This window comes from Bradyrhizobium altum (genome assembly GCF_020889705.1).
Taxonomy (GTDB): domain Bacteria; phylum Pseudomonadota; class Alphaproteobacteria; order Rhizobiales; family Xanthobacteraceae; genus Bradyrhizobium; species Bradyrhizobium altum.
Genome location: NZ_JACMYP010000288.1, coordinates 1 through 10,578 on the forward strand (window position 1 = coordinate 1; position 10,578 = coordinate 10,578).

Genomic DNA, 10,578 nt, shown 5'->3' on the forward strand with positions numbered 1-10,578 from the left:
CGCCGCCGGCCGATGCGCTCCACCTTGCCGGGCCGGTCGTCGTAGCGCAGCGATGCGGCAGCCATGCCGATCGCGGCCGCACGCCAGGCGTCCTGCCGCACCTCGCCGATCTGGCCGTTCAGCTGCTGGAACGCGCTGTTGAGCTGGTTGACGTTGACCGCGTCGGTGCCGGCGATACCCGCCGCCACGTTGCTGATGGTGACCGGCCCGCTGCTGCCGCTATTCAGCGTCACCTTGTTGGTGGTGTTGCCGGAGGCATCGGTGTCGTAGCGGATCGAGCCGCTGGAAACCGCCTGGAGCTGGCTGACATTGACCGCATCGGTCGCAGCCGAGCCGGCGGCAACATTGGTGACGCGGCGTTCGGCCCCGGCCGAGCCGACCGACACTTCGCCGGTCGCAACCCCCGCGACGCTCTTGCCGACGACGGGCGTATAGGCCGCATCGCTCAGATTGGCCGTGGTGGTCGAGTTCGCACCGAGCGCCAGCGAGTTGGCCGAAGTCGCCTTGGCGCCGGCGCCGATCGCCACCGAGTTGGCGCCCGATGCGGCCGAGCCGTTGCCCATCGACACTGCGTTCGCGCCGCTTGCGACCGATTGCGGTCCGATCGCGACGCTCTCCGCGCCGGTGGCGGAGGAATCCGCCGCGGTGGAGTTGGCGTGGAAATACTTGATGCCGCCGCTGCCGGTCGAGATGTTGTTGACCGTCGTATAGAGAGCGTCGAGCGAGGTGTTGGTGGCCCAGAGCTGCGAGCCGTTGATCGCGTCCGTCGAGGTCGCGCTGATCTGTCCCGCGGCCACGTTGGTGACGGTGCGTTCCGCCCCGGCGCTGCCGACGCTGACGGTCGAGGTCGGCGCCGTGCCGGCGAAGGCGTAGGTGGTGCCGCCGATCGTTGTGTTCTTGGTCGCGACCACCGTCTGTGTGGTCGAATTGGCGCCGAGCGCAACGTCGCCGGCCTGCGCCGTCGCCTTGGCATTCGGGCCGAGCGCAACGCTGGTCGGGTTGGTGGTCTGGGATCCGGCGCCGATCGACACCGACTGGATGCCGCTGGCCTGCGCATTGGTTCCGAACGCGATCGAGTCGGCGAAGTTGGATACCGAATTCTGGCCGATCGCAATGCCGCCGGGCGCAGTCTGCTGCACGGTCGCGCCAAACCCCATGCCGATGCCGTTGTCGCCATTGACCACGGTCTGCGGCCCCACCGCGACCGAGTTGTTACCGACCGCGAGCGAGTCGGCGAGCGTCGAATTGGCGTGGAAGTATTTCGTCGTCGTGGTCGCGAACGACGACAGGGCGCCGGTCAGCTGCCGCACGGTGACGACGTCGCTCGACTGGGTGCCGTCGGCCACATTGGTGATCTGGCGATAGCTCGTCGCATTGCCGACCGACACCGCGCCGAGCAGCGCGAGATCGGTCGTGTTGTAGGGGATGATGGTGCCGCCGATCGTGCCGGAAGCCGGCGCGAGCGCGCGGTTGGAGATCGAACCCGAGCCGATCGCGACGCCGCCGGCGACCGTGGCCTGGGTGTTGAAGCCGAGCGCCGTGGAATTGGCGGCGGTTGCCGACGCGGCGATGCCGGCGGCCATCGAATTCGCACCGGTCGCACCGTTGTTGGTGTAGTTCGCCTGCTGGGTGCCACCGTCGTTGACGCTGTAATAATGCGTCAGGCCGTTGCTGACGATGGTCGAGAGGCTGTCGATCGCCGAGGTGGCGGCAAACAGCTGCGAACCGTTGATCGCATCGGTCGAGCCGTTGCTGATCCGTCCGGCCGCGACGTTGGTGATGGTGCGTTCGCTGCCGACCGAGCCGACGCTGACAGTCGAGAGCGGCGTCGTGCCGGCGAAGCTGTAGGCGGTGGTGCCGATGGTGATGCCTGACGTGCCGACCGCCGTGGTGGTCTGGCTGCCCGAGCCGAGTGCGATATCGTTAGCGTTTGTGGCACTCGCACCGTTTCCGATCGACACCGAGCCGCTGCCGGTCGCAGTCGACACCGGTCCGATCGCGACCGAGTTGGTGCCGACGGCGGAGGAATCCGCCAGCGTCGAGTTGGCGTGGAAATACTTGATGCCGCCGCCGGTGTTGATGTTGTTGACGGTGGTCGCGAGACCGTCGACGGCCTGGTTGGTGGACCAGAGCTGCGAGCCGTTGACCGCATCCGTCGAGCTGTTGTTGAGCCGTCCCGCGGCCACGTTGGTGATGGTGCGCTCGGCACCGACCGCACCGACGCTCACCGTCGAGGCCGGCGTGGTGCCGGCAAAGCTGTAGGTCGTGCCATTGATCACCGTATTCGGGGTACCGACCGCCGTGGTGGTCTGGCTGCCCGAGCCGAGCGCGACGTCATTGGCATTCGCGGCGGTCGCGCCGTTGCCGATCGATACCGAGCCGGCGCCGGTGGCGGTCGACACCGGGCCGATCGCAACCGAATTGGTCCCGACCGGAGACGAATCGGCCAATGTCGAATTGGCATGGAAATACTTGATGCCGCCGCCGGTGTTGATGTTGTTGACGGTGCTGGCGAGGCCGTCGACCGCCTGGTTGGTCGCAAACAGTTGCGACCCGTTGACCGCATCCGTCGACCCATTGTTGAGCCGCCCGGCGGCGACATTGGTGATGGTGCGCTCGGCACCGACCGCGCCGACGCTGACGGTCGAGCCCGGCGTCGTGCCGGCGAAGCTGTAGGTGGTGCCGTTGATCACCGTGTTGGGCGTACCGACTGCTGCGGTCGTGACGCTGCCGGAGCCGAGTGCGACCGCATTTGCGTTCGAGGCATTGGCATTGGCGCCAAGCGCGAGGGCATTCGCGACGCCGGCATTCGCATTGACACCGAGAGCGGACGCCTGAACGCCGGCGGCCACCGAGTTCTGGCCGATCGCGGTGCTGGACGTGGCCGAGGCCTGGGCATTGGGTCCGATCGCGGTGCTGAACTGGCCTGTCGCCTTGGAGATGTATCCCAACGCCACTGAGTCGAGCGCCGATGCAGTAGATTGGTAGCCGGCGGCGATCGCATTGTCGGCGCTGGCGGCCGAGGCGTTACCAACCGAGATGGAGTTGGTGCCGGTCGCGGTCGACACCGGGCCGACCGCAACCGAGTCGGTCCCCACCGCGGAGGAATCGGCCAGCGTCGAATTGGCGTGGAAGTACTTGATGCCGCCGCCGGTGTTGATGCTTTCGATCGCCTGGTTGGTGGCAAACAGCTGCGAGCCGTTGACCGCATCCGTCGAAGAGTTGCTGAGCCGCCCGGCCGCGACATTGGTGATGGTGCGCTCCGCGCCGACCGCGCCGACGCTGACCGTCGAGGCCGGCGTGGTGCCGGCGAAGCTGTAGGTGGTGCCGTTGATCACGGTGTTCGCGGTGCCGACTGCAGCAACGGTGACGCTGCCGGAGCCGAGTGCGACATCGCCGGATTTTGCCGCTGCGGTTGCGCCGTTGCCCAGTGCGATATTGCCGACAAGACCGGCGGCGCCAGCGGTGGAGCCGTTGCCGAGCGCCACGGAGCCCTGCCCGATCGCCTTGTTGTTGTTGCCGATCGCGACTGCGCCGTTGGCCTGGTTGGCGGCGGTGGCGCTCGCCGTGCCGTCGCTGTTGGCGATGTTGTTCGCGCCGCCGGTGAAGGCGCCGGTGCCGCTCGCATAGCTAGGATCGCCGATCGCCACCGCGCCGTTGCCAAAGGCGGTGTTGTTCGCGCCGATCGAGACCGCCTGGCCGCCGGTCGCCACCGCGTTGGTGCCCAAGGCCACCGCGTTGCCGGAACTGGCCGCGGCATTGTTTCCGATAGCGATGGCGCTTGTAGCCGACGCCTTGGCGCCGATGCCGAGCGCGGTACTGGTGATTCCGCTGGCGTTGGCGCTGACGCCGGCCGCGAGAGAGTTGTCTCCTGCCGCGCTCGCTCCAGATCCGAATGAGGAGGAGTTTTGGCCGCTGGCAACGGCTGTGTTGCCAACCGCAGTGCTCGCGGCGGCGCTCGCATTTGAGGCAGTGCCGATCGCCAGCGAACTCGTACCGGCGGCACTGGCCCCAACGCCGGTCGCGATCGAACTGATGCCGGCGGATGCCGCATTGTTACCGATCGCGATGCCGCCGGTCGCCGCACTGTTGACGATCGCGCCCGATCCGATTGCAACCGAGCCGCCGGTGCTCTGCGCTTGTGCCTGATTGCCCACGGCGACGCTGAAATCTGCCGTCGCCTGGGCGAGATTGCCCCCGGCAAACGAACCAACGCCCGACGCGGTGGATTGCTTGCCCAGCGCTGTGGCATTCACACCGCTCGCGACGGACGACCAGCCTCCGGCCCACGAAAAGTTACCGCTCGCGGCAGAGCTGACGCCGACAGCAGTCGAATTTCCACCGGTGGCAGCAGCGAATGTGCCCAAAGCGCTGGCACCGGCTGCAGCCGCATTGGCGTTGACGCCGAGCGCGACCGCATTGACGTTGTTTGCGATCGTGCCGGCACCCAGCGCCATTCCGCCATCGCCTGAAGCGGCCGCATTCCGACCAAGCGCCACCGAATATTGTCCCGACGCATTGGCAAGGTAGCCTTGTGCGATCGCGTAAAGGTTACTCGCGCTCGCGCCGTTGCCGACGGCGGTAGACTGATTTCCCGTCGCGCTCGCGGAGGTGCCGAACGCGCTGGCTCCGGTCCCGCTCGCGGTTGCCGTTGTGCCGACGGCGGTCGACCATGGTCCGGTCGAGTTCGTGCCGGTCCCGATGGCGATCGCCTCGAAGCTGAAGCCGGCAGGCGCGGTGCCGCTCGCATTCGAGGCGGCACCGATTGCGATCGGAGAGCCTTGCCCGATTGCGTTGGCCTTGGCGTTGGCGCCCATCGCAACGGCTGAGCCGGACGAGGACGTCGCCGACGCATTGGTGCCGACCGCCGTTGCACCGCCGCCCGAGGCGACGCTTCCGGTGCCGGCATTGTAGTTCTGCGCGCTCGCCACCGAAGTAGCTGAGATCATGACCGCGAACGCACCGAGCGTTGCGGCCACCGTTGAGATGCCCCCGCCGGCACCCAGCGAACCAAGCCCCAGCCGATCGCGCTTCACGCCGAGCCTGCGGTGCGCCTGACGCAACACCGCGATCAGCCGCCGCCGCAGCGAATAGCTGCCCGCATCGCCCGAGGCGACCCAGCTCCGGACGAAGCCGGTGCGGCCTTGACGCTTCAGCGATTCGGTTGAGTTGCGTGCGACAACCATGGTGCGCCCCCTTTGTGACATCTGGCATCTGGTCCAGACGTCGGGGGTGCCATACCGCGGACTGTGCCGACATGCGTGTCCTTTGGGACCACATGTGGAGATATGAAGACCGCGCGACCTGCGCCGGCCTTCCGGTCCTGGCCAACGATGTGTCGAACTCAACGAGCGCATCTTGCCACCCAGCGCTCGCTCGACTGCCCCATCAATGTGCCCCGAGTCGTCATATCAAAAATGATAGACACATATTTGACAACGTCACTCAGCAGCCCGTCCAAATAGCGCGCAGATCGTCTCACAAGTTGAATGATTTGCTCGATGCACCGTGGGGTAATTCGCAAATCTTCAACCGGCAGTTGACCTGCGGCGCACGCGTTCACGCATCTCGCGCGGACTGACGCCGAATTCGCGGCGAAACGCGCGCGTGAAATCAGACGCCAGCTTGAAGCCGTGACGATAGGCGATCTCCTGCACCTGCCTGTCGGTGGATGCGACCAGTTCGGCATGTGCTGCGCGCAGCCGCTTGCGCAGGATATATCCGGCGACGCCGCCGACGCTCTCGAATGCACGGTAGAGGGCAGAGCGCGAGATCCGCAATTGCTGCGCAATGCGATCCGGCGTCAGGTCGAAGTCGCCGAGATGCGTCTCTATATAAAGACGCGCACGCTCGAACAGCACCGATTCGATTGCGCCGCGCGCCTGCTCCAGCCGGTCCGAGGACAGCTGAATGCATGCGGCGATCATCTGCGCGGTCGCTCGCCCGGCCTGCCGCAGTTCCTCCGGCGACATCAGGACCAGGCGCGTTTCGAGTCTGTCGAGATAGTCGGACAGCAGTTCGATCAGATTGCCCGAAAGCAGAATGTTGCAGGCGTCGTTGAGCTGGTCGGCCACATCCGCGAATGACCGGCGCGGCAAAGCCAGCACCAGGCCATCATAGTCGGTGATGCTGCCGCGGAAATCGTCGTCGAGCGAGATCAGGAACATCGCGCCTGGCCCCGCGTGAACGCGCCGCTCTGCGGTTTCGAAGCGGGCCTCGCCGGAGCGCACCCGGAACAGCCACCAGATATCGACCGGCGCGCCTTGTGACGGCTCGACGGCACGCGCGAATGTTTGAGCGGCAACGCGTCCTGACGTGAAGATGACGTCGGCCATGTTGCAGGTCAGATACTCCACCTCGAATCCCTGCGCAGGGCTATGGCCTTCCGACGGCGCCACATCGACCAGCGAGGCCATGCGCGTCTTCCAGACCTCGAACTGCTCCGACGGCGGATAGAGCCGTGTCGTGAAGAACCGTGGTACCGACGGGATTATGTCCCTGATGTTCCGGGGCTCGCGTGGCAGGGGAACTTGTTCGAGGAGCTGGGCGGCACTCGCCGGCGCATTGTCGTCTTCTGGCATGTCATTCCGTGCCCCGTTGTCGCAAACGACGAACGTCGTCTCAACGGGGGCGCATTCCCAAGGTTGCGTCGCCGGCCTCTGGCGGGCAGGCGAATTTCTGGCGGACAAGGAAGCAGCATTTTTGGATGCGGACATCACCCGCTTACACCGGCCGCTCCTGATAGGGCCGATGGGTCCTGCGGCAGTCGTGCTCACACATGGCATTCATCATTGTCGGGTCGTTGCCGGATTCCGGCCCGGAAGCTCCGTCACCGACTCGGCCTGAGTGGTCTAAAGAACAATCTGTGCGAGAACCAGAGCGGCGGCAACGAGCGCCGTGAAGAAATCCAAAATTGCGCTCGTGCGATGCGATCGGGCAACGCATCATCGCAGGGACTTCAGAAAATTTTCTCGATCTTCGCGCTGAGACGAAATGAATGTCGCGAGAGCGCAGCAACTTAAGCACGGTACATGACACATCGCGAATCCCGCGCACGGGATTCGCGTCGACCGCGCCTGAAGACGCTTGCCTAATCATGCGGCATTCCACCACGTGCGACGTGAATGCGATCGATGGGAACGGAACACGCGCGCCGCACGAGGCGCACATGTCGCGACACGCTGCGGCATTATCATATGAACGTCGAGATGACGAAAGTAACAATGGCTCATCATATTCGTCGGTGAACACGCCCGCGATGCCGGCGGAGCGAACCTGATCGCCGGCACCTGCAACACCAGCGACGGAGCATGCGGTCCTCGATCGGGCGCCGCCCCGCTATGCCCTTCCTTGCCCGATCTGGTCGAGCCATGCCGCAAAGCGCGGATGCTTCGCGAACCTGCCTTGCACGACCGCCAACTCCTGCTGGAACACCGGCAGCGAGAGCACCCGTTCGATGTCGGGCTCCCTGATCTTCCAGATTCCCGGCGGAACGAAGCCATGCACCTTGAGCTCGTAGAGCTCAAAGATCGAGAAGATGACCTCATGCACAATTCGGCGCTCGTCCGGCGTCATCTCAATGGTGCCGCCGGCGCCCTCGTCATGGAACGCCGCCGTTGGCAGGCGACGGCGCAAATCGGATATGCGCTCGGAATATCTCAGGAAGATGTCGGCTCCCAGACGCCGGTTGTTGGTGTGCAGCGCCGTGTAGATCGCGGTGATGCCGACGATGATGATCCCGAGCGTCATGAACTTCAGGATATGATCGAGCGCTGCGATGCCTCCTTCGACCTTCCGTGATCGCGCCCAGGAGCCCTGTGCAACCTGTGTTCCGCGCCCTTTATTGCCCCGGGGCGCCGTGATCGTCGAGATGCCGATCACCGATTTGCCCGACCGCACGAGTCTATCGTCCAAGCCGCCTTCGATGGCTCCCGGCAGCACAGGGGTTCTCACCGGGGAAGCGTGCCGCGCCCCGGTGCCCGTTCCGAATAGCCATGGGTCGGCACGGCGGCAATTTGGCCCTCGACGAAAGTCGCAACAAATGGGCCGCGCACCTGTCGTAGATTTGTAACCATCTTGCAAATCGTTATCGGGCAAAAGTCGGGGGGAGCCTTCACGCAACCTTTTGCAAACTCCAAACTGCCTACCGTCACCGGATATTATAGTGATAGTGGGGACGGGAATGGCTGGGCTGCGGCCGAATATCCCAATACGACTCGGGACTGCATTCAGGGAACCGCATTCGGGCGTTGAGCGTGATCCCGCCGTTCCATCGGTTGGAACAAACCCGGAAGTCGAGCGCCTGCGCGGCGTCATTGCACGCCTGATGCACACGGCCGCGCATGACCAGCTGACCGGACTTCCGACGCGCAGCCTACTGCTCGAGCGGCTGGATCGTGAACTGGCGCGCGAGGCCGACGACGGCACGCGGATCGCGGTCCTGTTCGTCGATCTCGACAACTTCAAGCTCGTCAACGATTCACTCGGCCATAGCAGCGGCGACGAGGTGTTGTCCGAAATGGCCCGGCGCATCTTCACATGTCTTGGACCGGAAGATACTGCGAGCCGGTTCGGCGGCGACGAGATGGTCGTGCTCCATCCGCGTGCCTCGGCCTCCTCCGGAGCGTACCTCGGCAAGCGGATCCTTGCAGCGCTGGCGGAGCCGATCCTGCTCTCCGGCAAGGAAGTCGTGGTATCGGCAAGCGTGGGGCTCGCGCAATGCAAGGCCGGCACCAAATGCGCCGAACAATTGCTGCGCGAAGCGGACACCGCGCTCTACGCGGCAAAGGTTCGTGGCCGCGCGCGATTGGCGGAGTTCAACGACGAGCTGCATGCCCGCGCCGAGAAGCGCGTTCAAATCGAATCCGATTTGCGGGCGGCGCTACGGGAATCGCAGCTGTTCGTGGAGTATCAGCCGCAGGTCCGCCTGAAAGATGGACGCGTCGTCGGCGTCGAGGCGCTGGTGCGCTGGCGACATCCCGAGCGTGGCATCATCTCGCCCGCCGACTTCATCCCTGTCGCCGAGGAATGCGGGCTCATCGTCAAGATCGGACGGCAGGTGCTGCAGGAATCCTGTCGCCAGCTCGCCGAGTGGTCAAGGCTGATGCCGGGCTGCCCGCTGGCCATGACCGTGAACGTGTCGCCGCGCGAGATCGCGGAGCCGACCTTCATCCAGGAACTCCGCCAGGTTCTCGCCAGCACCAATGTCGATCCGACCGCGTTGTGTCTCGAAATCACCGAAAGTGTCATGATGAGCGCCCCGGAGGAGGTCGTCCAGGTGCTCGATCAGATCCGGCAGCTCGGCGTGTTCGTCGCGATCGACGATTTCGGCACTGAGCACTCATCGCTGTCGCGCCTGCGCGACATGCCGGCCGAGGTCCTGAAGATCGACCGCAGCTTCATCGACGGTCTCAGCAGCGAGCCCGGCGATACGGCGATCGTATCGTCGATCCTGAGCCTGGCCTACGCGATGGGCAAGCACACCATCGCCGAGGGCGTCGAACGAAGTGAGCAGGCCGCAATGCTGCTCCGCATGGGTTGCGACGTTGCCCAGGGCTATTTCTTTTCGCGGCCGGTTGCCGCCGAACAGATCGCGCCGATGCTGACCAGGGCACTCTGGCATCCGAGTTCGGGACGCGCGCTGCACGCCGCGCAGCCGGTGGAAGGACCGGTGCGGCGCGGCCATCATTATTTCATCGACGAATTCCTTGATCACATCGGGGCTCCCATGGGCACCAAGGCGACGGTCTCGCGATGATGTATCTCGTCATCGGCCTCAGCAATCTGGCGATCGGGCTGGCTTACGCCGGCCTCGGCGTATTGTCGGCCTGGGAAACGGTCAGCCTGCATCGTTACCGCGGCTGGTCCCGCTTCGGCATCGGATTTTCGATGATGGCGGCAAGCTGCGGCCCGCATCATCTGGTGCACGGCTTCCAGGTGCTGCAGGGCGAAAGCGTGTCGTGGTCGATGCTCGCCGTTACCCTGCTCGGGCTACCGGCAGGTTTGACATTTGTGTTTCTGCGGTTCGAGACGATACTGGGTGGCCAGGGCGAGCGATTGATCGCCCTCTCGCCGCATCGCGCGATGTTGCTGGTCGGCGGCTTCGCCATCACGGCAGGCTGGCTGGCGGCCTGGGCGATGGCCCAGCCCGGCGCAAACATCCCGTTCCTTTGCACGTCGGCCGATCTTGCCGCGCGCGCGACGATGCCGAGCACGTGGATCGACGTCGCCTCCGCGACGTTCTACGCCAATGTGTTCGTCACCGTGACCTACGGCCTGGTCGGCTGGTATCTGGCTGACCATCAGGCGCGCCGCTATCTGGCGACCGGTGTGTGGTCGCTGTCGGGGGCCGCATTGGCGGGCGTCTTCTTCTCCTGCGCGCTGATCCATCTCATTGACGCGACGACGCACGGCGGCGGATCGATGCTCGTCTTCGACCTGATCGGCATTCCCGCCTCGGTTTATTTCCTCTGGGTCGTCGAGCAGCTGCACAGCGACTCCGTGCTGGACTGGAATCGGCGTCCGCTGGTCGGCGCCGCGGCCGCGCCGGCGCGGCCCTCACCCTGGAGCGGCAGGAAC

At 65.2% G+C, this 10,578-nt stretch carries 5 protein-coding genes; 2 read left to right on the forward strand and 3 right to left on the reverse strand.

What is annotated here, in order from left to right; translation table 11 throughout:
• The 3 genes from H8B02_RS40135 to H8B02_RS40145 all read right to left on the reverse strand — a co-directional run.
• Positions 1 to 5,186 (reverse strand): beta strand repeat-containing protein (locus tag H8B02_RS40135; protein ID WP_229171228.1); only part of this gene is annotated, 5,186 nt, incomplete at its 3' end.
• 342 nt (positions 5,187 to 5,528) lie between these two features.
• Positions 5,529 to 6,581, reverse strand: coding sequence for a helix-turn-helix domain-containing protein (locus H8B02_RS40140; protein ID WP_229171229.1), 1,053 nt, complete (start codon positions 6,579 to 6,581; stop codon positions 5,529 to 5,531).
• Between the two features lie 757 nt (positions 6,582 to 7,338).
• Positions 7,339 to 7,899: a hypothetical protein gene (locus H8B02_RS40145; protein WP_229171230.1), complete on the reverse strand. Its 561-nt coding sequence runs from the start codon at positions 7,897 to 7,899 to the stop codon at positions 7,339 to 7,341.
• Between the two features lie 427 nt (positions 7,900 to 8,326).
• On the opposite strand from H8B02_RS40145, the gene H8B02_RS40150 reads away from it, so the two are divergent.
• Together H8B02_RS40150 and H8B02_RS40155 are read left to right on the forward strand one after the other, a co-directional pair.
• A complete protein-coding gene (locus tag H8B02_RS40150; RefSeq protein WP_229171231.1) occupies positions 8,327 to 9,757 on the forward strand; it encodes a putative bifunctional diguanylate cyclase/phosphodiesterase in 1,431 nt (476 codons plus the stop codon).
• On the forward strand, positions 9,754 to 10,578 hold an 825-nt coding region (locus H8B02_RS40155), incomplete at its 3' end, for a hypothetical protein (protein WP_229171232.1). The genes H8B02_RS40150 and H8B02_RS40155, both read left to right, overlap by 4 nt.

What these genes read in the sequence shown, in the direction of transcription:
- H8B02_RS40140 (WP_229171229.1), bottom strand. Translation starts at nt 6,581, where the DNA reads ATGCCAGAAGACGACAATGCGCCGGCGAGTGCCGCCCAGCTCCTCGAA.
- H8B02_RS40150 (WP_229171231.1), top strand. Translation starts at nt 8,327, where the DNA reads ATGCACACGGCCGCGCATGACCAGCTGACCGGACTTCCGACGCGCAGC.